Below are 26,676 nucleotides of genomic sequence, written 5' to 3' on the forward strand. Positions count from 1 at the left end.
TGGCGATGCGTTCCTTGAGCAGGTTGCCGTAAACCGACGGGTGGCGCGGCATGAATGGCGCGCCGAAGCAGGTGCTGAAGGTCGCCTCGGGCTCGGTCACGCCGATCTCGGTGCCGGCGACCTTGGCGGTGTAGCCCGAGAGGAAGTGGTACATCGCCTGGTCGGGCGTCAGCCGCGCGATCGGCGGCAGCACGCCGAACGCGTCGGCAGTCAGCATGACGACCGTGGACGGCACCGGGCCGAGGTTCGCCGCCGAGGTGTTGGGAATGAACTCGATCGGATAGGCGCCGCGGCTGTTCTCGGCGAGGCTGGCGTCGTCGAAGTCGAGCTCGCGGGTGTCGGGGTTCATCACCACGTTCTCGAGCACCGTGCCGAACATCCGGCTGGTGGCATAGATTTCGGGCTCGGCCTCGGGCGAAAGACGGATCATCTTGGCGTAGCAGCCGCCCTCGAAGTTGAACACGGCGGTATCCGACCAGCCGTGCTCGTCGTCGCCGATCAGCGTGCGGCTGGCGTCGGCCGAAAGCGTGGTCTTGCCGGTGCCGGAGAGACCGAAGAACACCGCGGTCCTGCCGTCGGAACCGATATTGGCACTGCAGTGCATCGGCATCACGCCTTTCACTGGCAGCAGGTAATTGAGGATGCCGAAGACGCTCTTCTTCATCTCGCCGGCGTACTTGGTGCCGCCGATGAGGATCAGCTTCTCGGTCAGGTTGACCGCGACCACCGTCTCGCTGCGGCAGCCGTGGCGCGCGGGATCGGCGCGGAAGCTCGGCAGGTCGATGATCGTATATTCGGGTGCGAAGTGGGCCAGCTCGTGCCGGGTCGGGCGCACCAGCAGGGTGCGCACGAACAGGCTGTGCCAGGCGAGTTCGGTGATGACCCGCACGTTGACGCGGTGCTCGGGCTGCGAGCCGCCGAACAGGTCGGCGACGTAGAGCATGTCCTTCTCGCCAAGTGCCTTGAGGAAGTCTTCCTTGAGCGCCGCGAAGTGCTCCGGCGTCATCGGTACGTTGACCTTGCCCCACCACACGGTGTTCTCGGTCTCGGCGTCACGGACGATGAACTTGTCCTTGGCGCTGCGCCCGGTGTGGTTGCCGGTTTCGACCACCAGCGGACCATGCGCCGCCAAGTGGCCTTCGCGGTTGCGGATCGCCTCTTCGACGAGCGCGGCGGTGCCGAGGTTTGCCTTGATCTGGGCACGGGTCGAGATGCCCTGATCGGCGAGGGAAACAGTATGCGATACGGTCACGCGAGGCCTCTCTCGATAATAGACGAAAACCGGCGGGCAGCGCCGGGGGTAGCTCCTGCGTTCGCGCATAGTCGCCACCGTCCCCGGCGTCAATTTGGCTCACCTGCAGCGCGGCAAAGCATCTTGATACCAAACAGGATTCCTTAACAACAACAATTGTTTACCGCTGGCACAATCGGCGAGGTCGCAAGCCGATTGTCTCGGCAAGGGCAAAGCTGTAACCCCTTCCGGGTGCAAGCCAGAGCCCGCTCCCATGGCCAGTGACCCCGCCCAGCAAGCCGCTGATCCGCCAGCCGTCGACGGCCGGCGCACGATCGCCCTCGTCGACGACGACCGCAACATCCTGACCACGCTGTCGATCGCGCTGCAGGCCGAAGGTTTCGCCACGCGAGTCTATTCCGACGGCGAAGCGGCGCTCAAGGCGCTCGCCGAAAACCCGCCCGACCTGGCGGTATTCGACATCAAGATGCCGCGGATGGACGGGATGGAGCTGCTCCGCCGGTTGCGCGAGCATTCCGACCTGCCGGTGATCTTTCTCACCAGCAAGGACGAGGAGCAGGATGAGGCTGCCGGCCTCGCGCTCGGCGCCGACGACTACATCACCAAGCCGTTCAGCCAGCGCCTGCTGCTCGCCCGCGTCCGCGCAATCCTGCGCCGCGCCGGCCCGCCGCAGAGCCCGGGCGGCGATCCGCAGCCGGGCGAGGCGACGGTCATCGAGCGCGGCCGGCTGACGATGGACCCGGCGCGGCATCGCGTCACCTGGGCGGGCAAGACGGTTTCTCTGACGGTCACCGAATTCCTCATCCTCGAGGCGCTGGCCAGCCGGCCGGGCGTTATCAAGAGCCGCAACCAGCTGATGGACGCGGCCTATCCCGACGACGTGTTCGTCGACGATCGCACGGTCGACAGCCATATCAAGCGCCTGCGCCGCAAGTTCCGCGCGGTCGATCCCCAGTTCGAAGCGATCGAAACGCTCTACGGCGCCGGCTACAGCTTCTCCGATGGCTGAAAGGGCGCCGCGCCGCCGGCCCGACTTTCTCTCCCACCCGGGACGCTGGTCGAGCCGGCTTTCGCTCACCCCGCGGATCCTGGCGGTCAACCTCCTGCCGCTGGCATTGCTCGGCGGCGGCATCTTCTATCTCGATTCCTATCGCAAGCAGCTGCTCTCGGAACGCTACAAGCTCGCCCGGATCGAGGCGCAGATCACCGCTGAGGCCCTCGCCGGCGCGACGCGCGAGCGGCAGGACGCGGTGCTGACCCAGATCGGCAAGGAGCAGCACATGCGGCTGCGCATCTTCGATCCCCAGGGCCGCCTCACCGCCGACAGCTTCGCGCTCGACAAGCCGGCGTTCCAGCTCGGCCAGATCGGCGCCGAGACCTGGCGGGGCAGGTTTTCGCGCTGGCTCGACCGGGCGGTCGACACCATCGTCGGGGCCGAGCCGATCCCCGACTACGTCGAGCCCAACGCACCGCGCGCCGACGCCTGGCCCGAGCTGCGCCGCGCGCGTGAAGAGCGCCTCACCCAGATCGAGCTGCGCGACGCGCCCGACGGCACGCCGGTGATCAACGCCGCCGCGCCGGTGGGCCTGGCGGGTACGACGCTGCTGACGACGCGCAACGCGATCGACATCACCCAGAAAGTCCGCGAGGCGCGCAGCACGCTGGGAATCGCGGTCGGCCTCGCGCTGCTCATCTCGATCATGCTCTCGCTGTTCATGGCGCGGACGATCGTCACCCCGCTGCGCACGCTCGCGCGCGCGGCGATCCGCGTGCGCCTCGGCCGCGGGCGCGAGATCGAGGTTCCGCGGCTGCCCGAGCGGCACGACGAGATCGGTTTGCTCGCGCGCGCCGTTGCCGACATGACCGGGGCGCTGCGCCACCGCATCGACGCGGTCGAAAGCTTTGCCGCCGACGTCGCGCATGAGATCAAGAACCCGCTCGCCAGCCTGCGCAGCGCGATCGACTCGCTCGGGAAAGTCGAGGACCCCGAGCTGCGCAAGCAGTTGACCCAGATTGCCGCGCACGACGTCCGGCGCATCGACCGGCTGGTGAGCGAGATCTCCGAAGCCAGCCGTATCGACGCCGAGCTGAGCCGGGCGACGTTCGAGCCGGTCGATCTCGCCCGGTTGGTGGCCAACGTCATCGAGCGGCGCGAGGCGCGCGGCGAGAACGGCACCTGCCGGATCGAGCTGGCGCGCGGTGGCGGCTCGGCGGTGGTGCTCGGCGTGCCGCTCAGGCTCGAGCGGGTGATCGAGAACCTGCTCGACAACGCGGTCTCGTTCTCGCCCGAAAACGGCGCCATCATCGTGTCGGTCGTCCGCGACGAGGAGACCGTTGAAACCTCGGTGTGCGATCAGGGCCCCGGCATTCCCGCGGAAGCGCGCGAGAAGGTATTCACCCGCTTCAATTCGTTGCGGCCCGAGGCAGAGGACTTCGGCGATCACAGCGGGCTCGGCCTGGCCATCGGCCGAACCATCGCCGAAGCGCACGACGGGACGCTGATCGTGCGCGATCCCGAGCATGGCCCCGGCGCGTGCCTGGTGCTGACCCTGCCGGCAGCGTGAGCACAATACTCGCCAACGTCACTTGCGTCGCGATCGACGGACGCGGCGTGCTGATCGAGGGCCCGCCCGGCAGCGGCAAGTCGAGCCTGGCGCTGGCATCGATCGACCGCGGCGCCGTGCTGATCGGCGACGACGGGGTGACGCTCGAAGACCGCGGCGACCGCTTGTGGGCTGTGCCGCCGCCGAACATCGCCGGCCTGATCGAGGTCCGCAACGTCGGCCTGGTCCGCCTGCCGGCCGTGTCGGCACCGCTGGCCCTTGTGATCCGCCTCGACGCCGCCGCGCCGCGCTTCATCGACAGCCCAGACCAGGCCGGGCTTGCCGGCCACGCGCTGCCGCTCGTCGCCCTCGATCCAGCCAGCCCGATCCTGCCGTTGCTCGCCGAATATGCCCTGAAAACCTACGGTTTGGCCTGAGCCCTTCCCTTTCGCCGGGCGAACGCGCAAGAAAATCCCATGGCGAGCGAATCTCCCACCGACCGCCAGCGCATCCTGCTGGTCACCGGCATGCTCGGCGCCGGAAAGACAACCGCGCTGCACGAGCTCGAAGACATCGGCTGGGAAGCGGTCGACAACTTTCCCATCCGCTTGCTCGGCCGCCTGATCGGGCGCGAAGGCGAGCGGGGGGACGGCGAGGCCCCATCGCTGGCGATCGGCTTCGATTCCCGCACGCGCGGCTTTTCGCCGGACCGAGTGATCGAACGGGTCAAACAGTTGAGCGCGCGCGCCGACCTCGAAGTCACCACGCTGTTCCTCGACTGCTCGACCGCCGAGCTGCAGCGGCGGTTCGACGAAACCCGCCGCCGCCACCACCTGGCGCAGGACGTGCCGGTCGACATCGGCGTGCTCGCCGAGCGCGAGCTGCTCGCCCCTCTGCGGCGCTGGGCCGACGTGCTGATCGACACCACGCGCTTTTCGTCGAACGAGCTGCGGCAGGTTATCCGCCAGCACTTCGCCGGCCAGTCGAGCGGGCAGATGACCGTGACCATCTCGAGCTTCGGGTTCGCCCGCGGGGTGCCGCCGGCGGCCGATCTGGTGTTCGACATGCGCTTTCTCGACAACCCGCACTGGCAGCCCGAGCTGCGCGAGCTGACCGGGCTGGACAAGCCAGTCGGCCAGCACATCGTCAAGGATCCGGCGTTCGAGGAGAATTTCGGCCGCATCTGCGAGCTGCTGATCGACCTGCTCCCGCGCTACGCAGCGCAAGGGAAGACCTACGTCAACATCGCCTTCGGCTGTACCGGAGGGAGACACCGGTCTGTGTTCATGGCGGAAAAGGTCGCCGCGGCCTTGCGCGATGGCGGCTTTTCGCCGACCGTGCTGCACCGGAACCTCGGCTCGCGCGCAGCCGGGGCGATTGAGGGGTCGCATCAGCCGTGAATTGGGAGTATGCGCCCCGTCCTTGCCTGCCGTTTAGGGCAGAATCGAAAGATTTCGAGAGTAACCTGACCACATGATCGGAATGATCCTGGTGACCCACGGCCGTCTGGCCGAGGAATTCGTCCATGCCATGGAGCACGTTGTCGGCGAACAGCCCGACGTGGCGACAATCTGCATCGGCCCCAACGATGACATGGAGGCGCGCCGGCGCGAGATCGCCAACGCGATCAAGCGCGTCGACAGCGGCAAAGGCGCGGTGATCCTCACCGACCTGTTCGGCGGCACGCCGTCGAACCTGGCGATCTCGCTGCTCAAGGCGGGCAAGACCGAGGTGATCGCGGGGATCAACCTGCCGATGCTGATCCGGCTGGCCGGCGCACGCAAGGACATGGACCTGACCGCCGCGGTTACCGCCGCGCGCGAAGCCGGGCGCAACTACATCACGGTCGCCTCGGAGTATCTGGGACAGGACGCGTAAGGCTTCCGCATGACGGCAGCGAAGCAGACGGTCACGATTTGCAACAAGCGTGGCCTGCATGCGCGGGCAAGTGCCAAGTTCGTCGGTGCGGCGGCGCTGATGGAAGGCGCCAGGATCACCGTCACCAAGGACGGGTCGAGCGCCGGAGGAACCTCCATCCTCGGCCTGATGATGCTCGGCGCGGCCAAGGGCGATACGATCGAGATCGCCGTCGAGGGTGACCAGGCCGAGGCGCGGCTCGAAGAGCTGGTCGCGCTGGTCGCGGGCCGCTTCGGCGAGGACTAGGGTCGCTTCCGTGACCCGCCGCACGATCACCGGTTTCTCCAACCCGACCGTCAAGCTGCTGCGCAGCTTGCGCGACAAGAAGCACCGCAAGCGCGAAGGCAAGTTTCTCGCCGAAGGCTTGCGGCTGCTGACCGACGCCCGCGAAAGCGGCCGCTTGCCCGAGATGCTGGTGATGGCCGACCGGCGCGACGAGCATCCGCTGCTCGAAGCGCTGGCGACCGAAATCGACAGGTCCGGTGGCGAGATTCTCGAAACCAGCCCCGAGATTCTTTCCAAGATCACCGGCAAGGACAACCCGCAGGCCGTGCTCGGCGTATTCGCCGAATTCGACACCTCGCTCGCCGCGCTCGACCGCACGGCCGCGCCGATCTGGCTGGTGGCGCAGGCGCTGCGCGATCCCGGCAACCTCGGCACGATGCTGCGCACCGGCGACGCCGCCGGCGCCGGCGGGCTGATCCTGATCGACGAGTGCGCCGACCCGTTCAGCGCCGAGGCCGTGCGGGCGAGCATGGGCGCGGTGTTCACGCAAGCGATCGCCCAGGCGCCGTGGGGCGAGTTCATTGCCTGGTTGCGCCAGGACGAAGGCCAGCTCGTAGCCGCCAGCCTGCGCGATGCGGTGCCCTATCGTGGCGCGCCGTACCAGGCGCCGTGCTTCATCCTCGTCGGCAACGAATCGCGCGGACTGCCGGAGGAATACGAAGCCGCCTGCGATCTCAGGGTGACGATTCCAATGCGCGGTCGCGCCGACAGCCTCAATGCGGCAATTGCGGGCGCGGTGCTGGCTTACGAGGCGCTGTCCTCGCTCAGTCCCCCGAAACGAGGCTGACCACGCTCCACTTGCCGTTGCGGCGGCTAGCCAGCAGGCGGTAATCGAGCAGGCTGCGCAGCTTTTCGGTCGCGATGTAACCCTTGGCCTCGCCGAGCGTGGTGACATGCTGGAACGGATCGTCGGGCTTGAGCGTGTTGAGCGTCACGACATCCCAGGAGATCGCCTCGATGGGCTTGCCCTTGGGATCGGGCGCGGCCAGCAGCGGCACTTTCTCTCCAACGACAAGCATTCCACTCGTCTGGTCGACCTTGTCGATGTGCTGCTCGAAATACCACGGAATCGTCAGCCCGCCCTGGCTGTTGGCCGCGCAGCCGAGGGCGAGCAGGTCGTCGAGCTCATCCCACAACATCCAGTCCTTGCTGGTGAGCCGCTTCTTCAGCTCGGCGCGGCCGGTGCCGCCGCCGAAGTCGAGCTTGATGTCCTCGGCGGCGAGCGCAACGAACGCGCTGCTGTCGCGGGCCATCACCGCCTCGGCCAGCTTCTCGCGGAATTCCTCGGCGCCCGGCAAGTCGTGACAGGTGTCGCGCGGAGCATAGGGACCCTGGGCGAGCGGTGCCGGCTCGGGCTCCTTGGCCCCGACCAGCTCCGAAGCGGATTGCGCGAGCTTGTCGGAGGGCGCCTTGTGACGATCGCACGCTGCGGCCGACAGCAGCAGCGGCGGGAGCGCGATCGAGGTCCACAGCCGTCCAGTCATCCGCTCTCGCCAGTCTCCTCGACCCGGGTCCCGGCCACCAGGCGGACGGGCGCAGGTTCTTCCTCGTCGCCACCTGTATAGCGCGGCGCGCTTTCGACAAGGGGCACGTCGGGAATTTCGGCTTTGCCGATATCGACCCCCTTTTCGGCCAGCCGCTTGCCGGAGGAAAGGACATTCCGCTCGAAGCTGCCGACGAACTTGTTGTAATTGTTGACCGCCGTTTCGAGCCCGCCGCCCACGCGCTTGAGATGCTCGGCGGCGGTGCGTAGCCGTTCGTATAGTTCCGCGCCCATCCGGCCGATCTCCTGCGCCTCCCGCGCCAGCCCGTCCTGCCGCCAGACTTGTGCCACCGTGCGGCAGATCGCGACGAGATTGGTCGGCGTGGCCAGCAGCACCCGCTTCTCGAAAGCGAAGTCCCATAGCTCGGGATCGGCTTCGAGCGCGGCGGCGACGAAATGCTCGCCGGGGACGAACATCACCACGTAGTCCGGCGCGTCCTCGAACTGGCTCTGGTAGCTCTTGGCGCCGAGCGTCTGCACATGGCCGCGCATCGATTTGGCGTGAAGCGCCAGGTGCCGCTTGCGCTCCTCCTCGTCGTCGGCCTCGAAGGCGGCCTGGTAGGCGTTGAGCGAGACTTTGGCGTCGATCACCAGCTTCTTCTGGCCGGGCACGTTGACGATCGCATCTGGGCGCAGGCGGCCCTCTTCGGTGTCGAGCGAGTGTTCGAGGTGAAAATCGGTGTGCTCGGCCAGGCCGCATTGCTCGAGGACGTTCTGCAACGCGCGCTCGCCCCAGCGCCCCCGGGCCTTGGGCGCGTTGGTCAGGGAATTGCCGAGCCGCGCCGCTTCCTGCCGGATCGCTTCCTGGCCGGCGCGCATGTTCTCGATCAGGCCGGTGAGCTGGCCGAAGCTGTCGACCCGCTTGGCTTCGAGATTGGCGACTTGCTCCTCGTAGCTCTTGAGGCGCTGGTGGACCGGCTCAAGCAGCGATTTGACCGCTTCCTTGTTCGATTGCTCGGCATGGCCGAAGCGCTCGGCGGCCGCCTTTAGGAATTCCTCCTGCGCCTTCGAGAGCACTTCGCCGCCGGCGGCCTTGAACTGCGCGAGCAGATGCTCGCGCGCCTCGTTGAGCTGCTGAATCTGCCTGTCGAAATTCTCCGCATTGGCCTTGAGCGTGGCGAGCTCGATCCGGGCGTCGCCGAGCTCGCTGACCGCCCGCTTGAGTTCCTCCTCGCGCTCGGCATGGCGCGCTTTCCAGTCGGCCGCCGGGCGCGAACCGAGCAACCAGCCGACCAGCGCGCCACCCGCGAGCGCGACGAGGATGAGAATGACGGCGGTGATGTCCATGCGAACGGCCCTTCTGGAACGAAGCGCGAACCTATCGGGCCGAACGCGCGCGCACAACCCCGCTGCGGGAGCCCTCCACCGGCAGCGGCTGACCGCACGCCAGAATCACCCTTGAGATTCGCCCCCTGCCGATTGTATGGGGTGCTTACAATTTCGGACTCGCGAAATTTTCGCGTAAGTGAAACGTTGCCGAGCCCCACAACGGAAGAGGAAGCCCAATGGCCACCGATATCGAGATCGCCCGCGCAGCCACGATGAAGCCGATCGGCGAGATCGCGGCGCGGCTGGGCATCCCCGACGACGCGCTCGAGCCATACGGCCGCACCAAGGCCAAGATCGCCATGGACTGGATCAAGCAGCAAGCCGGCCGCGAAGACGGCAAGCTGATCCTGGTCACCGCGATCAACCCGACTCCCGCGGGCGAAGGCAAGACCACCACCTCGGTCGGCCTCACCGATGGACTCAACCGGATCGGCAAGAACGCCGTGGTGTGCCTGCGCGAGCCTTCGCTCGGGCCGTCGTTCGGGATGAAGGGCGGCGCGGCCGGCGGCGGCTACGCCCAGGTCGTGCCGATGGAGGACATCAACCTCCACTTCACCGGCGATTTCCACGCGATCACCAGCGCGCACAACCTGCTTAGCGCGATGATCGACAACCACATCTACTGGGGCAACGCGCTCGACATCGACACTCGCCGGGTGACCTGGCGCCGGGTGCTCGACATGAACGATCGCGCGCTGCGCCAGGTCGTCGTCTCGCTCGGCGGCGTTTCCAACGGTTACCCGCGCGAAGCCGGGTTCGACATCACCGTGGCTTCCGAGATCATGGCGATCCTGTGCCTCGCCACGTCGATCGAGGACCTCGAGGAATCGATCGGCAACATCATCGTCGCCTACCGCCGTGACAAGAGCGCGGTGACCGCGCGCGACATCAAGGCGCACGGCGCGATGACCGTGCTGCTCAAGTCGGCGATCCAGCCGAATCTGGTGCAGACGCTCGAGAACAACCCGGCGTTCATCCATGGCGGCCCGTTCGCCAACATCGCCCACGGCTGCAACTCGGTGACCGCCACCAAGACCGCGCTCAAGCTGGCCGACTACGTGGTGACCGAGGCCGGCTTCGGCGCGGATCTCGGCGCCGAGAAGTTCTTCGACATCAAGTGCCGCAAGGCCGGGCTCAAGCCCTCGGCCTGCGTGATCGTCGCCACCGTGCGCGCGCTCAAGATGAACGGCGGGGTGGCCAAGGCCGATCTCGGCAAGGAAGACGCCGGCGCGGTCAAGAAGGGCGTGGTCAACCTGTTGCGCCACATCGAGAACGTGCGCCAGTTCGGCGTGCCGGCGGTGGTGGCGATCAACCACTTCGTCACCGACACCGAGGCCGAACTCAAGGTGATCCAGGAGGCGGTGGCGGAAGTCGGCACCGAAGCGATCGTTTGCACGCACTGGGCCAACGGCGGCGCCGGGACCGAGGCCCTGGCCAACAAGGTGGTCGAAGTGGTCCAGAGCGGCGCCGCGCAGTTCGCCCCGCTCTACCCCGCCGAGATGCCGCTGTTCGAAAAGATCAACACCATCGCCACGCGCATTTACCGCGCCGACGAGGCGATCGCCAACAAGTCGGTCCGCGACCAGCTCAAGGCGTGGGAAGACGCCGGCTTCGGCCACCTTCCGGTGTGCATGGCCAAGACCCAGTACAGCTTCACCACCGACCCGACTCAGCTCGGCGCGCCGGTGCACCACACGGTGCCAGTGCGCGAGGTGCGCCTCTCGGCCGGCGCCGGCTTCGTCGTCGCCATCTGCGGCGACATCATGACCATGCCCGGCCTGCCCAAGGTGCCGAGCGCGGAAGCGATTCATCTCGACGAGAACGGCCAGATCGAAGGGCTGTTCTAGGATCCGAGATCGCCAGACGAAACCCGAAGCGCCGCTCCGAAAGGGGCGGCGCTTCTGCTTTGTGCCCGCGGCGCAGGGCCACTCGTTAAGGTCTCGCGCGTACGGCGAGATCACCGCGACCCGTCAGCCGACCCGGGTCCAGCATCGAAACGAACCCGCGTGCCCCAGAACAACTTCGAAATCGAATGCGACCGCCTCTCGAGCGTGGTCGACGGCGCCTTGTTCGAACGTCTGCAGTGGGAGCGCAACGTCGGCCCGGTGCTGGCGCGGCTGGTGGCGTTCGCCCATGCGGCGCTGGAGAAGCGCGGCGAGTTCGAATTCACCGAGGAAGGCGCGACGCGCGACGTCAAACGCTTCGTGCTCAAGGTCCACGCCAATCGCGTAATGGCGGTTGCCATGCGCGTGGAGACCGGCCGGGCCGTTCTCGAAGCCCAACCGATTGACCGCAGCCGCTATTCGCTGGCCAGCGGTCCGCCTCTGTCGGTCGCCTTCGAAGAGCTCGACGAGCAATGGATGGCCCGGGCCCTGCAAGAGTTGTTCAGCCGCGTCCAGTCCTGACTTTGGCGGAATCTTTGCAAGCGCATCCGGAACGTCGTCTGTTTGGAAGCGCACATCGTCCGCGGCTATTGAATGGCAGATCATGGCAACCGCGCTTTTCTTGCGGCGCCGCGATGTTCAGGATTGCCTGTCCCTAACTTTCGTTAGGAACGATTGTGGCTATTGGCGAATTTTGCCGAGACTCACCCGACGTTAAGGAACCTCCTGCGATTATTTTTATGGGCTTCGAGGTCTTCAGGCTCATGGAACGGATAGGGGAATCGCCGGTTTGAAAGGTATGTCGCTCTCTCGTGTAGGCCGAACGGCCGTCTTCCTGCCTCTGGCCCTTTCAGTCGCGTTGTCGCAGCCGGCATTCGCCAAGAAGAAGGCTGCCCCGCCGCCGGTAGCGGTGCACGTACCCACCTTCCAGGAACAGCTCGCCTCGCACGCCACCGGCGAGCTGAAAAGCTTTTACGCCTATCGCAGCGCTCCAATGTGGACCCGCGCCGACGGCACGTTCGATCCTGCCGCGCTGGAACTCGTCAAGCTGGTGCAGACGGCCGACGCCGATGGGCTCGACCCCGCCGCGCTCCATGCCTCGGAGCTTGCCCAGGCGGTAAGCCAGGCGCAGGCTACCCCCACTCCGGCGGCGCTGATCGATGCCGAGGTTCGGCTTTCCCAGAGTTTCGCCGATTACGTCGCGGCGCTGCGGAAGCCCGCCCCTTCGGGCATGACTTACGAAGCGGCCACGCTACGTCCGCACACGCTTGGAACCTATTATACTCTCTCCGAAGCGGCAAAGGCGCCCTCGCTCGCCGAATACATCCACGACATGCGCTGGATGCATCCGCTCTACGCGCCGCTGCGTCGCCTCGTCGCCGAAGGGGCGGCCGGTCCCTCCGAGCGGCAGGTGGCGGTGGCCAACCTCGCCCGCATCCGCGACATTCCGGCGCATCCGGCCGATCGATACATCCTCATCGACGCCGCCAATGCCACCCTGTCGATGTACGAAGGCGACCGCGTCGTCGACACGATGCGGGTCATCGTCGGCAAGGCCGTCACCCAAACGCCGATCTACGCCGGTTACGTGCGCTACGCTGTGACCAACCCGTATTGGAACGTACCGGACAACCTGGTGCGCAGCCTGATTGCCAGGAACATGCTGTCGCAGGGCGCGCGGTACATGAAGCGCCAGGGCTACGAAGTGGTTGACGGCTGGGAACCCGACGCCGCTGCGCTCGACCCGAATTCAATCGACTGGCACGCTGTACAGCGCGGCGACATAGAGCCTCACGTTCGGCAGCTTCCCGGCCCGATCAACTCGATGGGCAAGGTCAAGTACGAGTTCCCCAACGTTTACGGCATCTATCTCCACGACACCCCGGAGAAAGACCTTCTCGAGAAGGATGTGCGCCAGCTCAGCAACGGCTGCATTCGGCTGGAAGACGCCAACCGGCTCGGCCGCTGGTTGCTGGGGGGCGATCTCGCCGCCATCTCCAAGGGCGCTCCCGAGCAGAAGGTTGACCTGCCGCAACCGGTGCCGCTCTATATCACCTACCTGACGGCACACCCGGACGGGGACCGGATCGCAGTCAGCAGCGATCCTTACGCCCACGACCGGCAAACGCTCGCAGCGCTCGACTAACGGCGGAACCAACCTCGCGCTTCCGCGCTCCTTTCCCGAAGGAAGGAGCATTCGCATGTCGATCGAGAAGATGATTTCCGAGCATCCGCAAGTCGGATCGGACTACAACGAGGCGCTCGGCCGGGCGGTCAAGCACGCGATGTATTGCGCGGCAATCTGCAATTCCTGCGCCGATGCCTGCTCGGCCGAAGAAATGGACATGCGCCAGTGCATCCGCACGTGCTCGGACTGCTCGGACGTGTGCGAGGCGACCTATCGCGTCGCCACCCGCCGGACCGGCGACAACCGGCAACTGATCCGCACGATGCTGGCGACCTGCGTCCACGCCTGCGAGATTTGCGAGGCCGAGTGCGCCAGGCACGACAACGCGCATTGCCGCCGCTGCGCGCAGATGTGCCAAGAATGCGCCGAGGATTGCCGACGCGCACTGGAGAGTCTGAACGACGAGGTCCACGCCGACGGGCAGGTCAGCCACTTCGAGCACGGCGCCGCTTGAGGCAGCATAATTCGAAGCGCCGAGCGTTTTGCCTCCGCGCGCGCATTTATGGTATGGCGGCCTGTCGCCAGTCGAGGGAGCCTGTCTCCGTGCGCAGAACGCTCGTGATCTCCGCCTTCGTCGCCGCAACCACGGCATTCCCGCTCCTCGCCTCGCCGGCAAGCGCCGGTCGGGTCAGGCCCGAATACCAGACCAGCTGGGGCAAGGCCGGTGTTTCGCTCGAGGAATATTGGATCGACGCCAGCGAGTGCGGCCACACGGCCGCGGCTACCGACCTGTCAGGCACGGCACCGGCCGAGGCGCTCGTTCTGGCATCGCGGATGATCACCAACCAGAACGGCTACGACGATGTCGAACGGGCGTTGCGGCTCGCTCCGCCGGACGTTCAGTGGAACCGCGCAGGAACCATCATGCGGCACGAGCTGGAGCGCTGCCTGACAGATCGGGGCTACACAAGGTTCAGGCTAACCAAAGGCCAGGCCCACCAGCTAAAGACATTGGCAGTGGGCAGCCTCGAGCGACGCAAGTACCTCCACAAACTGGCGAGCGATCCGGCCGTGCTGGCTGGGCAGGCGCTGGAGGACTCCTGAGCAGCCTCAGGCAGCGTTGCGCAGTTTCTCGAGCTTCTTGAGCGCCATCGAGCGCTTGAGGCGGCTCAGGTGGTCGATGAACAACACGCCTTCGAGGTGGTCCATCTCGTGCTGGATGCAGGTGGCCAGCATCCCTTCCATGTCCTCCTCGTGGACCTTGCCCTCAAGGTCCTGCCAGCGAACGCGGCACGCCTTCGGGCGGTCGACGTCGGCATAGATCTCGGGGACCGAGAGGCAGCCTTCCTGGTAAGTTGACAGCTCCTCGGCCGGATCGATGATCTCGGGGTTCACAAACACGCGCGGGTCGTGCTTGACCGGCTGGTGGGTGTGGTGATGCCCGCCGTGATCGCAGTCCTCGGGCTCCGCGTCCTCGTCGGGCTCCTGCAGATCGATCACCAGTAGGCGGATCGGCTCGCCAACCTGAATGGCCGCCAGACCAATGCCGCGCGCGGCGTACATCGTCTCGAACATGTCGGCGGCGAGCGCCTTGAGCCCGTCGTCGAACGTCTCGACGCGTGTGGAAACGGTTTTCAGCCGGGGATCCGGCACTTCGAGGATTTCACGGATAGCCATGCGCTAAAGATAAGCATTTCGCGCCGTAACGACAAGTGAACGCGCGGAACCTCGCGGGGTTTGCGACGGTTAACCCGGGTAAAGGAGAGCGCCATGGCCGACAGCACGCAAACCATCGTCGATCTGGAGACCCGGTTCTGGAAGGCGCTGGTCGACAAGGACACCGGCGCCGCCGCAGCGATGATCGCCGACGAGTGCCTGATCACCGGTCCGAGCGGCACGATGCGGATCGATCCTGGCAAGTACAAGACGATGATGAAGGACGGCCAATGGACGCTCGACACCTTCGAGTTCAGCGACCTGAAGGTGATCTTCCCGGCCGAGGACACCGCCGTGGTCGCCTACAAGGTCCACCAGAAGGGCGAGCTCAAGGGCAAACCGATGGACATGGAGTGCGCCGACAGCACCGCGTGGGTGAAGGACGGCCGCGCGTGGAAATGCGCGCTGCACACCGAGACTATCCTCGAGACGGCTTAATCGGAAGGCCGATTGAGTAACATGCAGGCGAGCGCCAGCGCGCTGGCCGCGCCGGCGATCGGCAGCCACCATTTGAAAAACTGCCAGTAGAGCTGCGGTGTGTAGGCGCCGCCTTCGTCGACGTAGATCCCCAGCGGATTTCGGTCCGCAAGGTCGCCGGCCATCCATAGCGACGGAATCGCCGACGCTACCAGCGCGAACAGCCAGCCGCCGACGATCCAGCCGCGCTTCATCCGACCGGCCGGCGCGCCCGCAACGCCTGCGCAAGCGTGCCCTCGTCGAGGTAATCGAGCTCGCCGCCGACCGGCAGCCCGTGGGCGAGCTGGGTGATCCGTACCGGATATGCCTCAAGCCGTTCGGCGAGGTAGTGCGCCGTCGTCTGGCCTTCGAGGGTGGCGTTCATGGCCAGAACGACTTCGTCGATACCGCCCTGCGCTACCCGCTCGATCAGCCTGCCGATGCTGAGATCCTCGGGGCGAATGCCCTCCAGTGCCGACAGCCTCCCACCGAGCACATGGTAGCGGCCGGTGAACAGCTTGGCCCGGTCGAGCGCCCACAAGTCGGCGACATCCTCAACCACGCACAGCTGACGAGCGTCGCGGCGAGGATCGGCGCAGATGCCGCACGGGTCGCGGGTATCGACGTTGCCGCAGACGTGGCACTCGACCAGCGTGTCCTGCACCGCGGTGAGCGCCTGGAGCAGCTGCCCGAGCGCGGTTTCGCGGCGCTTGACCAGCCACAGCACAGCGCGCCGAGCCGAACGCGGGCCGAGCCCCGGAAGGCGGGCGAGCGCGGCGCTGAGCGCCTCGATCTCTTGCGATGCCATGGGCCGGCAGATAGGGCCATGGCGGGCGCTTAGGAAGGGTGGCAATGCGGATCGTCTTCATGGGCACGCCCGAGTTCGCGGTCCCCACGCTCCTGGCGTTGCACGAGGCCGGGCACGAGATCGTCGCGGCCTACACTCAGCCGCCCCGTCCCGCGGGCCGCGGCAAGGCGGATCGCAAGTCGCCAGTGCAGCTCGCCGCCGCAAAGCTGGGGATCGAGGTGCGCCACCCCATCACCCTGCGCGATCTCGAGGCGGAGGCCGATTTCCTCGCGCTCGAGCCCGAGCTGGCGGTGGTCGTCGCTTATGGCCTGATCCTGCCCACGCCGATCCTCGAAGGGCCCAAGCGCGGCTGCCTCAACGTCCACGCCAGCTTGCTGCCACGCTGGCGGGGGGCGGCACCGATCCAGCGATCGATCCTCGCGGGCGATAATGTGACCGGCGTGACGATCATGCGGATGGAAGCGGGCCTCGACACGGGGCCGATGCTGGCGAGCGCGCGGGTGCCTATCGAGGACAAGACCAGCGGCGAGCTGCACGCCGAACTCGCCGAGATCGGCGCTCGCCTGCTGGTCGAAACCGTCGCCCAACTCGATCAGATCAAGCCGCAGCCGCAACCCGAGCTAGGGGCGACCTACGCGGCCAAGATCGACAAGGTCGAGGCACGGATCGACTGGAGCAAGCCCGCCGAGCTGATCGAGCGCGAAGTACGCGCCTTTGCTCCGTTCCCCGGTTCCTGGTTCGAACTCGACGGCGAACGGATAAAGGTCTTGCGTGCCCGTACCATCGGCGTGAACGGGGCCGATGGCACGGTGCTCGATGACGAGTTGACAATCGCCTGCGGCCAGGCGGCGCTTCGCCTCCTGACAGTCCAGCGCGCCGGCAAGCCGGCGATGGGCGCCGATGACTTCCTGCGCGGCAAGCCCGTGCCGGCAGGAACCGTGCTCAGGTGACCCGCTTTGCGCTCACGCTTGAATTCGATGGCGGCCCGTTCATGGGCCTGCAGCGGCAGGATCACGGGCCGAGCGTGCAGCGGGCGCTCGAGGCGGCGGTCCACGCGGTCACTGGCGAGACAGTGACGATGCACAGCGCCGGACGAACCGACAGCGGCGTTCACGCGCTGGCGATGCGCAGCCATGTCGACATCGCCAAGGCGATCGAGCCGTTCCGGCTGATGGAAGCGGTCAACGCCCACCTGCGGCCCGACCCTATCGCCGTGCTCGCCTGCGAGGTGAAGCCGGACGATTGGCACGCGCGCTTCTCATGCGTCGGGCGGCAATACGAATACCGCATCGTCAACCGCCGCGCGCCGCTGACGCTCGAGCGCGGTCGCGCCTGGCACATCGCCCGCGAACTCGACGCCGACGCCATGCACCGCGCGGCTCAGGCGCTCGTCGGACACCACGACTTCACCACATTCCGCTCCGCGCATTGCCAGGCGAACGATCCGGTCAAGACGCTCGACCGGCTCGATGTCCGGCGCGAGGGCGAGCGCGTCATAATCGAGGCCGCGGCGCGCAGCTTCCTTCATCACCAGGTCCGCTCGATGGTCGGCACCCTTGCGCTGGTCGGCCAGGGGCAATGGCGCGAGGAACAGGTCCCCGAGGCGCTGGCGGCCAGGGACCGCGCCGCGCTCGGCCTCAACGCTCCGGCTGAGGGCCTGTATTTCGTGCGGGCACTCTATCCGGACGAATGACCTGATCGAACGTCGGCGGCGGCGTCGGTGACGGCGTCGGTAGCTTGCCTGTCGGCTGCACGCGCACCCCGTTGCGATCGATCCCCAGCGTCACCGGCACGCCGTTGATCTGGGTCGTGATCGTGGCCCCGTCGTCGTGGATCTGCAGGTTCGTGTCGCCGTCGCCGAGGGGGATATCCCGCAGGTCCGGCACGTCCTGCGGCTGAACCGGACCCTCGGGGTTGGGCGACGGACTCGGGCGCACCGGGCGCGGAGCAGGTGCGAGCTTGAGCGCCTGGACCATGAAATCGTGCCAGATCTGCGCCGGCACTCCGCCACCGTGGGCGCCTTTCAAGGGCGTGTTGTCGTCGTTGCCCATCCACACCCCGACGACGAGGTCACCGGCGTAGCCAACGAACAGCGCGTCGCGGTTGTCCTGCGTCGTGCCGGTCTTGCCGAAGCTCGGGACTGGCAGCCTGGCAGCGCGAGCGGTCCCTTCGCTGACGGTGCGCGCCAGCAGCTGCTCGATCTCGTCGTGCTCGGTACCGGAGAGGCGGTGACGCTCGGCGAACAGCCAATCGAACCAGCCCTCCTCTTCCGCTGGAAACGCACGCGGTTCGACCGGGAACTTGTTGGCCGCCACTCCGGCGTAGGCGCTGGTCAGTTCGAGCAGCGTCATCGTGGAGGTGCCGAGGGCAAGGCTCGGGTCCCCGTGCGCCAGCGGCGAATCGACGCCGAGCTTCTTGGCTTCTGCGATCACCGCGTCGTCGCCGACAGTCTGCAGCAGCCGCACCGCAGCAACGTTGCTCGAGCGGGCGAAGGCGTCCTCGAGCGTGATCCGGTCGGAATAGCTGCCGCTGGCGTTCTTCGGCCGGTATGAGCCCTGCTGAAACTGGCTGTTGTCGATCGTGCTGTCGGGCGTCATGCCCTTCTCGAACGCGGCGAGGTAGACGAACAGCTTGAACGTGGATCCGGGCTGCCTTTGCGCCTGCGTGGCGCGATTGAACGGCGACTTTTCATAGTCCTTGCCGCCGACCATCGCCACGACTTCGCCATTAGACCGCATCGCCACCAACGCGACTTGCGCGCCTCCAAGCGGCGCGCGCTCGATCACGCGCCGGGCAATGCCCTGCAGGCGCGAGTCGAGCGTAGTCCGCAGCGTCTGACGCGAGTAGCCGACGTCGCTCAGCTGACGCGCCTGCGGCAGCGCCCAATCGGCGAAGTAGGTCCCGGTTGGAAGATCGTTGTTGGGGCGGACGTCGAGCTGGGGCGTGGGGGTCCGCCGAGCTTGCGCGGCTGTCATGTAGCCGGCCGCCACTTCGGCCGACAACACGGTGCGCATCCGCTGGCGCGCCAGCTTGAAGTTGTCGGTCGGAGCGTACCGCGACGGCGCCTGAAGCAGCCCCGCGAGCATCGCCGCCTGACCCGGCGTCAGCTTTTCCGGTTGGCGATAGAAGTAATGCAGCGAGGCGGCGCGCAGGCCATAAGTGTTATCGCCGAAGTAGGCGTTTGAAAGGTAGCGCTCGAGGATCTCGTCCTTGGTCAGCCAGGCCTCGAGCCAGAACGCGATCAGCGCCTCGCGCGCCTTGCGGCCGAGCGTCTGCTTGGGCGAGAGGAACGTGAACTTGGCCAGCTGCTGGGTGATCGTGCTGCCGCCCTGGGTGCGCCCGGTGGTCAGGTCGCTCCACGCGGCGCGGGCGATCCCGCGCGGATCGACGCCCCAGTGGTGATAGAACCGCCGATCCTCGATCGCGATGAACGCATGGACCACATGCGGCGGCAGCTTCGACACCCGCACTGGCTTGTCGACGATCGCGCCGTTGCGCGCGATCGGCGTGCCGTCGGCCGCAAGCAGCGTGACCTCGGGCGGCGCGATCGGCTGCAGCGACTTCGACAACGGCGCGGTGATTGCCAGCCACAGCACGGTGAGGACGAACAAGCCGAAGAACGTCGCGAAGCCGCGGCTGATCCACCACCAGCGGCTGCGCTTCTTCTGCGGCTGATCCGATTGGGGAGCGTCTGGCTTCGACTCGGGAGGCTTGTTAGCGCCGAGATAGCGGTCGATTTGCTCGAGCCGCGCCGCCCAGCGGTCGCCGGGCGCATCCTGCAGCGAATAGAACGTCGGCTCGGTCGCTTCCCCCGACGGGCCAGCGCCACCCTTCTGCTTGCCAGATCGATCCCAGAACATCCGCATCGGTACTGTTTTAACTCCGTAACACAGTTTGGCGAACGCCGTTTAGAAATCAAGCGCTGAACGGGAAATGGCTTAGGCTGCGTTCGAGCCGCCATGTCCTGGGTGCTCGCCCGGCCGTTGCGGGATCAGCCGGACCAGAGCGACGATCGCCACCGCCAGTACCATCGAGGCGAGCGGCCGACTGAGCGATAGGCCACCATCGGCAAGCGGTTTATCGAGGAAATCGCCAATCGTTGCGCCAAGCGGACGAGTGAGAATGAAGGCGATCCAAAACAGCAGCACGTGGCCGAGACGGGTCCAGAAGTAAGCTGCAGCGACCATCGCCAGCAGTGCGCCGAAGAACAGCGCGCCGCCGCCATAGCCGAAGCTCGAGTCCGCGATCCAGTCGCCGAGCGCTGTGCCGAGGGTCTGCGAGAAAGTAATCGTCACCCAGTAGAACGTCTCTTCACGCGGGCTGACGACGCTCCTGACGGAGATCGTTCCGGTGGCCCGATACCAGGCCAACAGCGACAGCAGCACCAGCGCGAGCAGCAGCGCGGAGCCGCCGGCATAGCCGATGCCGATCGACCGTGTGGCGAAGTCGGCCAGCGTCGTGCCCGCGGTGGTCGAGGCGACGATCGTCGCCCAGTAGAGCCACGGATTGAACTTGCGCGCGCCGATCTGGGCCCACACCAGCACGATCAGCAGCGCTCCGAAGATCGCGCTGCCGACTAGATAGCCGTTGAAACCGCCCTGCCCTGCCTCCGGCGTGGTCTCGCCCAGCCAGCTCATCGAAACGGCGTCGCCGCCGGTTTCGCCGAGCGTGGTGGCGAGAATCTTGATGATCCAGAATCCCAGCGTGACCGCAGGCACTTTGGTCATCGCGCCTCGTGCCGCGCCGTCCATTCGCGATACTCCCGTGAGCCCGACTGCCGAATCGCCAGCCTATCGGATCGCTTTAGCTCCCCGCGCCGATGAAAAGCTACGACGTCCCGTCGCCTTGGCCGTCGCCGTTCTTGTGCGCCTCTCGGCCCGCGACCACACCGAAATCCTGGGACTTCTCGCGAGCCGCGGCAGAAGTGAAACCTTCGGCGGCAAGGCCTCGCTTGAGCAGCTCGCGCACGGCGGCAGCTCGGGTCGGCATGCGGCGGGCAAACCGCCAATCGTCGATCGCCGACAGTTCATCCTCGGTGAGCATGATTTGCAAACGCTGCTCGCGCATCAACTCGCTCAAGCTTCTTCCTCCTGATCTCGCTCTCCAAACGGCGCGGCCTGCGTGACCGCGCAGCATCCAGAGAGGCGCCATGAGACGTCACTTACTCATTTTACACATTCGTCGCGGTTTGGTTCCGTTGTGCAAGCGGCGCAATAGTATTGGAATACTCAACATGGGTTCTATTGTAATATTCCATATACCCGCTGACAAATGCAATAAACTTGCACATCATGTCAAATACTGATAAAGCAACGCGCTTCATGGCACATCGGGATTTCCTCCACGCGGGTGAAGTCCGGGACTCGCAACCCGGATCGCTTCCGTCTGTCGAGCCGAATGTCTCCAGTTCCGAAGCCAATCACCGGATTTCCAACAATCTTGCCATTCTGGCGAGCGCGGTCCGCATTCGGGCGTCAGACGTCTCTCGCCGGCAGCAGCACCTTAGCCACGATGAGGTGTCGCTGATTCTCGGCGATGTCAGCGCCAAGATCCTGGCCATCGCCTGGCTGCACCGCTTTCTCTCCGACAAGCCCGGCGCCGATTGCCTAGAGCTCAACGATCACCTGTACCGACTGAGCGAAACCCTGCTTTCGGCCCTAAGCGATCCGCAACGCGCCAAGCTGGTGAGAATCGGTGTCGGCGAGTGCTTCGTCGCGGTGCGCGAGGTCGTTCCGCTGTGCCTGATCGTCACCGAGGTGGTCACCAACTCCCTGAAGTACGCGCATCCGACCAAGGTTCCGGGCAAGATCTTCGTCGGCTGCCGGGAAGAATGCGACGGGTCGCTGATCGTCGAGATAGCCGACGATGGCGTCGGCCTGCCCGAGGGATTCGACCCGCAGGCCGACGGTGGCACCGGGGCAAGGACGATTCGCGCCCTGGCACAGCAATTGGGCGCCCAGACAAGCTTCGATTCCGGCCCTGTCGGCCTGCGCTTCAAGCTGCGGGTGCCGTCGCGCACGAGCCGCGCTCGCGCAGCATAGGCATTGCCGTTACGCCTTGGCGACGACGCTTTCGGGCAGCTCGTCACCGAACACGCGCTGGTAGTATTCCGCCACCAGCATCCGCTCGGCCTCATCGCACTTGTTGAGGAAGGTCACGCGGAAGGCGAAGCCGACGTCGCCGAAGATTTCGGCGTTCTGTGCCCAGGTGATCACCGTTCGCGGGCTCATCACGGTCGAGATGTCGCCGCCGATGAACCCCTGGCGTGTCAGTTCTGCGACGCGGATCATGTCGGCGATGGTCTTGTCGGCGATCTTGGTCTTTGACTTGACGATCTCGAGTTCGACCGGCGCCGGCAGGTAATTGAGCGCGGTGACGATGTTCCAGCGGTCCATCTGGCCCTGATTGATCGCCTGGGTTCCGTGATAGAGCCCGCTGGTGTCGCCGAGGCCGACCGTATTGGCGGTCGAGAACAGGCGGAACCACGGATTCGGCCGAATCACCCGGTTCTGGTCGAGCAGGGTCAGCTTGCCCGACTGTTCGAGCACGCGCTGGATGACGAACATCACGTCCGGCCGACCTGCGTCGTATTCGTCGAACACGAGCGCCACAGGATGCTGCAGCGCCCACGGCAGCAAGCCTTCGCGGAACTCGGTGACCTGCAAGCCGTCGCGCAGCACGATAGCGTCGCGTCCGACCAGGTCGATGCGGCTGATGTGTGCATCGAGGTTGATGCGGATGCACGGCCAGTTGAGGCGCGCAGCCACCTGCTCGATGTGGGTCGACTTGCCGGTGCCGTGATAGCCCTGGATCATCACCCGGCGGTTGTGCGCAAAGCCGGCGAGGATCGCGAGCGTGGTGTCCGGATCGAACACGTAGGCATCGTCGATGTCGGGGACACGCTCGTCTGCCTTCGAGAAGGCGGGAACCTTCCAGTCGGTGTCGATGCCGAACGTCTTGCGAACGTCGACTTCGGTGTCAGGCGCCGCCATCAGGGTGCCGGATTCGCCGTGGGTAGAGGTCATTTCATTCATCGCCGGCCACGCCTATACGCGCCGACTTGGCGCTGCAACAAACAATGGCAACTGTCTGCCGGGAGGAAAACGCTTCATGAAGATTTACGGATTTCCACTGTCGCCTTTCGTTCGCAAAGTGGTTATTGCCGCGCGCGAGAAGGGACTCGAGTACGATCTGGTCCCGGCCAATCCGAGCCAGCCGACCGAGGAGTTCCTCAAGGTCAGCCCGTTCAGCAAGATTCCCGCTCTCGAGGACGGGGATTTCTGCCTCGCCGATTCGACTGCGATCGTCGCCTATCTCGATGCCAAGTATCCTGAGCCACCGCTGTTCCCCGTCGAGGCGCAGGCGCGCGGGCGCGCGGTGTGGTTCGAGGAAGTATCCGACACCGTGCTGGTCCCGGCCGGCGCACCGATCGTGGTCAACCGCTTCCTGCGGCCGAAGATCTTCGGGACCGACGGTGACGAGGAAGCGGCCAAGGCGGGCGAGGAGGCGATCAAGAAGCCGCTGGGTTATCTCGAAAGCGCGGTGAGCGACAGCGGCTGGCTCGACTGGAACTTCTCGATCGGCGACATCGCGGTGGCCTGCACGATCAAGACGCTCGGCTACACCGGCTGGACGCTCGATCCTGCGGCTTATCCCAAGTTGGCGGCATGGTACGGCCGCGTGACCGAGCGCGCTGCATGGCAGCAGGCGGCGGACGAGGAAGACGCGGTCTTCGCCTCGATGCAGGGCTAGCCGACCTTCGCGGGCAGGTGGAACAAGTCGATGAAGCGATCCGCGAGGGCGCGGTCGCCGTCGATGCGGACCCCCTGCCCCGCGAGGTCTTCCGGGGGGACCTTGCGGTAGAACACCGCCGCGAGAAGCGGCGCCGCCGGCGCGCGGAAGATCGCTTGCGCGCGCTCGATCGAGCCGCGGCGGATCGGCAATCGGCCGTCCTTCAGCTCCGCCAGGTAAGACTCGCCGGCGAGATCGAATCCGATCGTCGCATCGAATTCGGTCGCCCGCACCTTGTCGAGCATCGTGCGCAAGCTGAGCATTAGCGATACCGGTGACAGCGGCAGTGTGGGGTCATGGCGCGGCGAGGTCGCCGCCCAGCGTCCGAGCTCCTGGAGCGCCGGTTCGGCGAGATAGCCCCATTCGGTCAGCTCGTAGACTTGCACGTTCGCCGGCGGCGGCAGCACTCGCTTGGCTACGGCGCCTGCCCGTTCGAGGCTTTCGAGCCGCTCGGTCAGCACCTTGGCGCTGATTCCGTTCAACGCCTTGCGCAACTCGGAAAACCGGCGCGGCCCCATCATCAGCTCGCGCACTACAAGCATCGACCACCGCTCGCCGACCAGTTCCATGGCGAAGGCCGTCCCGCAGGCGTCTTCATACCACCGGCCGTGGCGCGTTTCCGACGACTCGGTTTCTTTTTGTAACTTCATAGTTGCTTTTAGTAACTCATTGCGGCACGAATCGCAAGTCCCGAGTCGCGGGAGCCCGTGGAGAGGTGAAGATGAGCGACCCAGTAACACTGCCGTCCGAACTGCAGCCGGCTCGGGAGATGGCCCAGGCCAACAAGACGAGCTGGCTGGGCGAAAGCGCCGAGTACCGCCAGGCCCGCAACGCCCTGCTGGCCGACGAGATCGAGCTGCGCCGGCAAATCCAGCGCGTCGCCGAACAGCGGCGCGCGCTGCCGCCGGGACCGGTCGCCAAGGACTATCGCTTCCTCGACGATCAGGGCGCGGAGGTCAGCCTGCTCGACCTGTTCGGCAAGCATGGCACCCTGTTCACCTATTTGTGGATGTACGGGCCCGAGCGCAAACGGCCCTGCCCGATGTGCACCTCGTTCGTCGGCTCGCTCGACATCCCGGCGCCGGACATCGAGCAGCGCCTCTCGCTGGCGATCATCGGCCGCTCGCCGCTGGCGCGGCAGCTTGCCTTTGCTCGCGAGCGGGGGTGGCGCAACCTCAGGTTCTACCAGCCCGTCGGCGACGAATTCGAGCGTGACATCCAGTGGATAGTCGATGGCGAGGAATGGGCCCGCGTGCTCGTCTGGACGCGCGACGGCGACACGGCGCGCCTGTTCTGGGCCGCCGAAGGCGGGCCCGAGACCGCCGACCCTGGCTTCGATCCGCACCTGGCGCCAGACCCCACTCCGCTCTGGAATGTCATCGACTGGACACCCGAGGGGCGCAGCAAGGACTGGTACCCCAAGCTCGATTACTCAAACTGAAGCACAGCCAAAGGAATTGACGATGAGCAAGATGATTTTCGTGAACCTGCCGGTCACCGACCTGGCGAAGTCGATGGCCTTCTACGAAGCGCTCGGCTTCACCAACAACCCGCAGTTCACCAACGAGAACGCCGCCGCCATGGCCTGGTCAGACGAAATCGTCGTCATGCTGCTGACGCACGACTTCTGGAAGACCTTCACAAGCAAGGCGATCCCCAACGCGAAGGAGAGCGCGCAAGTGCTGCTGTGCGTCAGCATGGATAGCCGCGAGGCGGTCGATGCGATCGTCGGCGACGCGAAGCGCGCGGGCGGCGCCCCCGACCCGACGCCGACGCAGGACCACGGCTTCATGTACGGCCGCAGCTTCGAGGATCCCGACGGTCACATCTGGGAAACGATGTGGATGGATCCCAAGGTCGCCGCCGGCGAGATGCCGGTCGAGCATATCGAAGCCTGAGGCGCGGCAAAGGACAGGAGAGAGCCGATGGCATCCCTTGCGCAAACACCCAACGATAGCGCCCCGGCTTCCGTCTGGATTGGCCGCGCGCTCAGCATGCTGTTCGTCGTGTTCATGCTCGGGGCCTCGGTCGCACCAAAGCTGCTCGGCCTCGACGTGGCGACCCAGACTCTCACCGAACTTGGCTGGCCTGCGCGCTTCGTGCTGATGATCGGTCTGTTCGAGCTCGCCTTCACGGTGCTTTACGCGATCCCGCGCACCAGCGTGCTCGGCGCCATTCTGATGACCGCGCTCCTCGGAGGCGCGCTGGCGACGCGGATGCGCGTGGGCAGCCCGCTGTTCAGCCACACGCTTTTCAGCATCTATCTCGCCCTGTTCATGTGGGGCGGGCTCTGGCTCCGCTCCCCGGTACTGCGCGCGCTGATCCCCCTCACTCAAGCAAAGGACTGATCCCATGGCTACCCAACCCGCCCCCGTCGTCACTGCGTTCGACTGGGTTCCCGATTTCGCCAAGGGCCTGGTGCGCGACTTGCGCGTGCGCTGGGCGTTCGAGGAGATCGGCGCGCCTTACGCTGTTGAAAAATTCGGCGCCGCCAACCCCCGCCCAGACGGCTACGCCAAGTGGCAACCGTTCGAGCAGGTCCCGGCGTACCGCGACGGCGAGGTCGAACTCTTCGAATCTGGTGCGATCCTGCTGTACATCGCCGAGAAGCACGGCGCGCTGCTACCGAAGGACGAGGCGAAGCGTTGGCAGGCGATCGCCTGGCTGTTCGCCGCGCTCAACAGCGTCGAGCCTTCAATCATGCGCTATTTCGCTTACGAGGTGTTCAACGCGGGCCAGGACTGGACGGAAGGCGCCAAGGAATCGGTGATCCCGCTGCTGCGGCAGAAGCTCAAGCGGGTGAGCGACGCGCTCGGCGACGACGACTGGCTGGCAGGCGAATTCTCGATCGCCGATATCCTGATGATTACGGTGCTCAACAACCTGAAAGACACCCCCTTCATCGCAGAATTCCCCACGCTCACCGCTTATCACAAGCGCGGCACCGAGCGTCCGGCCTACCAGCGGGCGCTTGCCGCGCAACTGGCCGACTTCGACGGCCCCGCGCCCAACCGGGGAGGCTGAG

General features: G+C 66.1%; 32 protein-coding genes. 21 read left to right on the forward strand and 11 right to left on the reverse strand.

Annotation, left to right across the window (positions count from 1 at the left end; translation table 11 throughout):
- Positions 1-1,252, reverse strand: a 1,252-nt coding sequence (locus G7B69_RS14795) for a phosphoenolpyruvate carboxykinase (ATP) (RefSeq protein WP_166180666.1), incomplete at its 3' end; no start/stop codon positions are given.
- 253 nt (positions 1,253-1,505) lie between these two features.
- Between G7B69_RS14795 and G7B69_RS14800 the strand changes: the two genes are divergently transcribed.
- From G7B69_RS14800 to G7B69_RS14830, 7 genes are all read left to right on the forward strand, one after another.
- On the forward strand, positions 1,506-2,261 hold the full coding sequence (locus tag G7B69_RS14800; protein WP_166180668.1) for a response regulator transcription factor: 756 nt from the start codon (positions 1,506-1,508) through the stop codon (positions 2,259-2,261).
- On the forward strand, positions 2,254-3,816 hold the full coding sequence (locus G7B69_RS14805; RefSeq protein ID WP_166180670.1) for a sensor histidine kinase: 1,563 nt from the start codon (positions 2,254-2,256) through the stop codon (positions 3,814-3,816). The genes G7B69_RS14800 and G7B69_RS14805 overlap by 8 nt, the downstream gene beginning before the upstream one ends.
- Complete coding sequence (locus tag G7B69_RS14810) at positions 3,813-4,232, forward strand: HPr kinase/phosphorylase (RefSeq protein ID WP_341479200.1); 420 nt, start codon at positions 3,813-3,815, stop codon at positions 4,230-4,232. Before G7B69_RS14805 ends, G7B69_RS14810 begins: the two co-directional genes overlap by 4 nt.
- A 39-nt stretch (positions 4,233-4,271) precedes the next feature.
- A complete protein-coding gene (gene rapZ / locus G7B69_RS14815) occupies positions 4,272-5,195 on the forward strand; it encodes an RNase adapter RapZ (RefSeq protein WP_166180672.1) in 924 nt (307 codons plus the stop codon).
- A gap of 73 nt (positions 5,196-5,268) precedes the next feature.
- Positions 5,269-5,673, forward strand: coding sequence for a PTS sugar transporter subunit IIA (locus tag G7B69_RS14820; protein WP_166180674.1), 405 nt, complete (start codon positions 5,269-5,271; stop codon positions 5,671-5,673).
- Between the two features lie 9 nt (positions 5,674-5,682).
- On the forward strand, positions 5,683-5,958 hold the full coding sequence (locus G7B69_RS14825) for an HPr family phosphocarrier protein (RefSeq protein WP_166180676.1): 276 nt from the start codon (positions 5,683-5,685) through the stop codon (positions 5,956-5,958).
- 10 nt (positions 5,959-5,968) lie between these two features.
- Positions 5,969-6,784, forward strand: coding sequence for a TrmH family RNA methyltransferase (locus tag G7B69_RS14830; protein WP_166180678.1), 816 nt, complete (start codon positions 5,969-5,971; stop codon positions 6,782-6,784).
- Here the strand turns inward: G7B69_RS14830 and G7B69_RS14835 are convergent.
- Positions 6,762-7,481, reverse strand: coding sequence for a hypothetical protein (locus G7B69_RS14835; protein ID WP_166180680.1), 720 nt, complete (start codon positions 7,479-7,481; stop codon positions 6,762-6,764). The two genes, G7B69_RS14830 and G7B69_RS14835, sit on opposite strands and share 23 nt — an antisense overlap.
- Positions 7,478-8,827: a DNA recombination protein RmuC gene (locus tag G7B69_RS14840; protein ID WP_423717956.1), complete on the reverse strand. Its 1,350-nt coding sequence runs from the start codon at positions 8,825-8,827 to the stop codon at positions 7,478-7,480. Before G7B69_RS14840 ends, G7B69_RS14835 begins: the two co-directional genes overlap by 4 nt.
- 218 nt (positions 8,828-9,045) lie before the next feature.
- Between G7B69_RS14840 and G7B69_RS14845 the strand changes: the two genes are divergently transcribed.
- The 5 genes from G7B69_RS14845 to G7B69_RS14865 all read left to right on the forward strand — a co-directional run bounded on the left by G7B69_RS14845 (position 9,046) and on the right by G7B69_RS14865 (position 13,984).
- Positions 9,046-10,716, forward strand: coding sequence for a formate--tetrahydrofolate ligase (locus G7B69_RS14845; RefSeq protein WP_166180682.1), 1,671 nt, complete (start codon positions 9,046-9,048; stop codon positions 10,714-10,716).
- A gap of 159 nt (positions 10,717-10,875) precedes the next feature.
- Positions 10,876-11,274, forward strand: a complete 399-nt coding sequence (locus G7B69_RS14850) for a hypothetical protein (protein ID WP_166180684.1) — start codon at positions 10,876-10,878, stop codon at positions 11,272-11,274.
- 337 nt (positions 11,275-11,611) lie between these two features.
- A complete protein-coding gene (locus G7B69_RS14855) occupies positions 11,612-12,898 on the forward strand; it encodes a L,D-transpeptidase family protein (RefSeq protein WP_166180686.1) in 1,287 nt (428 codons plus the stop codon).
- A 55-nt stretch (positions 12,899-12,953) separates the two neighbouring features.
- The gene (locus G7B69_RS14860) at positions 12,954-13,394 is read left to right on the forward strand and encodes a four-helix bundle copper-binding protein (RefSeq protein ID WP_166180688.1); all 441 of its coding nucleotides are present in this window, start codon (positions 12,954-12,956) and stop codon (positions 13,392-13,394) included.
- Between the two features lie 89 nt (positions 13,395-13,483).
- Positions 13,484-13,984 carry a hypothetical protein gene (locus tag G7B69_RS14865; protein WP_166180690.1) on the forward strand — a complete coding sequence of 167 codons (501 nt, stop codon included), beginning with the start codon at positions 13,484-13,486 and terminating at the stop codon, positions 13,982-13,984.
- Between the two features lie 6 nt (positions 13,985-13,990).
- Here the strand turns inward: G7B69_RS14865 and def are convergent, their stop codons facing one another.
- Positions 13,991-14,557 carry a peptide deformylase gene (def, locus tag G7B69_RS14870; RefSeq protein ID WP_166180692.1) on the reverse strand — a complete coding sequence of 189 codons (567 nt, stop codon included), beginning with the start codon at positions 14,555-14,557 and terminating at the stop codon, positions 13,991-13,993.
- 93 nt (positions 14,558-14,650) lie between these two features.
- Here def and G7B69_RS14875 point away from each other — a divergent pair, with 93 nt between their 5' ends.
- On the forward strand, positions 14,651-15,034 hold the full coding sequence (locus G7B69_RS14875) for a nuclear transport factor 2 family protein (protein WP_166180694.1): 384 nt from the start codon (positions 14,651-14,653) through the stop codon (positions 15,032-15,034).
- On the opposite strand, the gene G7B69_RS14880 is transcribed toward G7B69_RS14875, so the two are convergent.
- Complete coding sequence (locus G7B69_RS14880; protein WP_166180696.1) at positions 15,031-15,267, reverse strand: hypothetical protein; 237 nt, start codon at positions 15,265-15,267, stop codon at positions 15,031-15,033. The genes G7B69_RS14875 and G7B69_RS14880 overlap by 4 nt on opposite strands.
- Positions 15,264-15,860, reverse strand: coding sequence for a recombination mediator RecR (gene recR, locus G7B69_RS14885; RefSeq protein WP_166180698.1), 597 nt, complete (start codon positions 15,858-15,860; stop codon positions 15,264-15,266). The genes G7B69_RS14880 and recR overlap by 4 nt, the downstream gene beginning before the upstream one ends.
- Before the next feature lie 44 nt (positions 15,861-15,904).
- Between recR and fmt the strand changes: the two genes are divergently transcribed.
- Both fmt and truA read left to right on the forward strand, forming a co-directional pair.
- Positions 15,905-16,810 (forward strand): methionyl-tRNA formyltransferase, encoded by a 906-nt coding sequence (gene fmt, locus G7B69_RS14890; protein WP_166180700.1) that lies wholly within the window; start codon positions 15,905-15,907, stop codon positions 16,808-16,810.
- Positions 16,807-17,553: a tRNA pseudouridine(38-40) synthase TruA gene (truA, locus tag G7B69_RS14895; RefSeq protein WP_166180702.1), complete on the forward strand. Its 747-nt coding sequence runs from the start codon at positions 16,807-16,809 to the stop codon at positions 17,551-17,553. The genes fmt and truA overlap by 4 nt, the downstream gene beginning before the upstream one ends.
- Here the strand turns inward: truA and G7B69_RS14900 are convergent.
- The 3 genes from G7B69_RS14900 to G7B69_RS14910 all read right to left on the reverse strand — a co-directional run bounded on the left by G7B69_RS14900 (position 17,498) and on the right by G7B69_RS14910 (position 20,939).
- Positions 17,498-19,720 (reverse strand): transglycosylase domain-containing protein, encoded by a 2,223-nt coding sequence (locus tag G7B69_RS14900; protein ID WP_166180784.1) that lies wholly within the window; start codon positions 19,718-19,720, stop codon positions 17,498-17,500. The genes truA and G7B69_RS14900 overlap by 56 nt on opposite strands.
- Positions 19,721-19,798: 78 nt before the next feature.
- On the reverse strand, positions 19,799-20,587 hold the full coding sequence (locus G7B69_RS14905; protein WP_243415210.1) for a COG4705 family protein: 789 nt from the start codon (positions 20,585-20,587) through the stop codon (positions 19,799-19,801).
- Positions 20,588-20,687: 100 nt separating this feature from the next.
- Positions 20,688-20,939, reverse strand: a complete 252-nt coding sequence (locus G7B69_RS14910) for a hypothetical protein (protein WP_166180706.1) — start codon at positions 20,937-20,939, stop codon at positions 20,688-20,690.
- A gap of 212 nt (positions 20,940-21,151) precedes the next feature.
- Between G7B69_RS14910 and G7B69_RS14915 the strand changes: the two genes are divergently transcribed.
- Positions 21,152-21,901, forward strand: a complete 750-nt coding sequence (locus G7B69_RS14915) for a sensor histidine kinase (RefSeq protein ID WP_243415212.1) — start codon at positions 21,152-21,154, stop codon at positions 21,899-21,901.
- Between the two features lie 9 nt (positions 21,902-21,910).
- Here G7B69_RS14915 and cobS read toward each other — a convergent pair whose 3' ends face one another.
- On the reverse strand, positions 21,911-22,894 hold the full coding sequence (gene cobS / locus G7B69_RS14920) for a cobaltochelatase subunit CobS (protein WP_166180711.1): 984 nt from the start codon (positions 22,892-22,894) through the stop codon (positions 21,911-21,913).
- Positions 22,895-22,970: 76 nt separating this feature from the next.
- Here cobS and G7B69_RS14925 point away from each other — a divergent pair, with 76 nt between their 5' ends.
- Positions 22,971-23,612, forward strand: a complete 642-nt coding sequence (locus G7B69_RS14925) for a glutathione S-transferase family protein (protein ID WP_166180713.1) — start codon at positions 22,971-22,973, stop codon at positions 23,610-23,612.
- Here the strand turns inward: G7B69_RS14925 and G7B69_RS14930 are convergent.
- The gene (locus tag G7B69_RS14930) at positions 23,609-24,301 is read right to left on the reverse strand and encodes a winged helix-turn-helix transcriptional regulator (RefSeq protein ID WP_166180715.1); all 693 of its coding nucleotides are present in this window, start codon (positions 24,299-24,301) and stop codon (positions 23,609-23,611) included. The genes G7B69_RS14925 and G7B69_RS14930 overlap by 4 nt on opposite strands.
- A 71-nt stretch (positions 24,302-24,372) precedes the next feature.
- Here G7B69_RS14930 and G7B69_RS14935 point away from each other — a divergent pair, with 71 nt between their 5' ends.
- The 4 genes from G7B69_RS14935 to G7B69_RS14950 are packed head-to-tail and all read left to right on the forward strand — an operon-like array spanning position 24,373 to position 26,675.
- A complete protein-coding gene (locus tag G7B69_RS14935) occupies positions 24,373-25,092 on the forward strand; it encodes a DUF899 family protein (protein ID WP_243415211.1) in 720 nt (239 codons plus the stop codon).
- A gap of 22 nt (positions 25,093-25,114) precedes the next feature.
- Positions 25,115-25,549: a VOC family protein gene (locus tag G7B69_RS14940; RefSeq protein ID WP_166180717.1), complete on the forward strand. Its 435-nt coding sequence runs from the start codon at positions 25,115-25,117 to the stop codon at positions 25,547-25,549.
- Between the two features lie 27 nt (positions 25,550-25,576).
- The gene (locus G7B69_RS14945) at positions 25,577-25,999 is read left to right on the forward strand and encodes a DoxX family protein (protein ID WP_166180719.1); all 423 of its coding nucleotides are present in this window, start codon (positions 25,577-25,579) and stop codon (positions 25,997-25,999) included.
- A gap of 4 nt (positions 26,000-26,003) precedes the next feature.
- Positions 26,004-26,675, forward strand: a complete 672-nt coding sequence (locus G7B69_RS14950; RefSeq protein ID WP_166180721.1) for a glutathione S-transferase family protein — start codon at positions 26,004-26,006, stop codon at positions 26,673-26,675.
- The last annotated feature ends 1 nt before the right edge of the window (position 26,676 follow it).

Origin of the sequence: Croceibacterium segetis, assembly GCF_011320115.1 — a bacterium.
GTDB lineage: Bacteria > Pseudomonadota > Alphaproteobacteria > Sphingomonadales > Sphingomonadaceae > Croceibacterium_B > Croceibacterium_B segetis.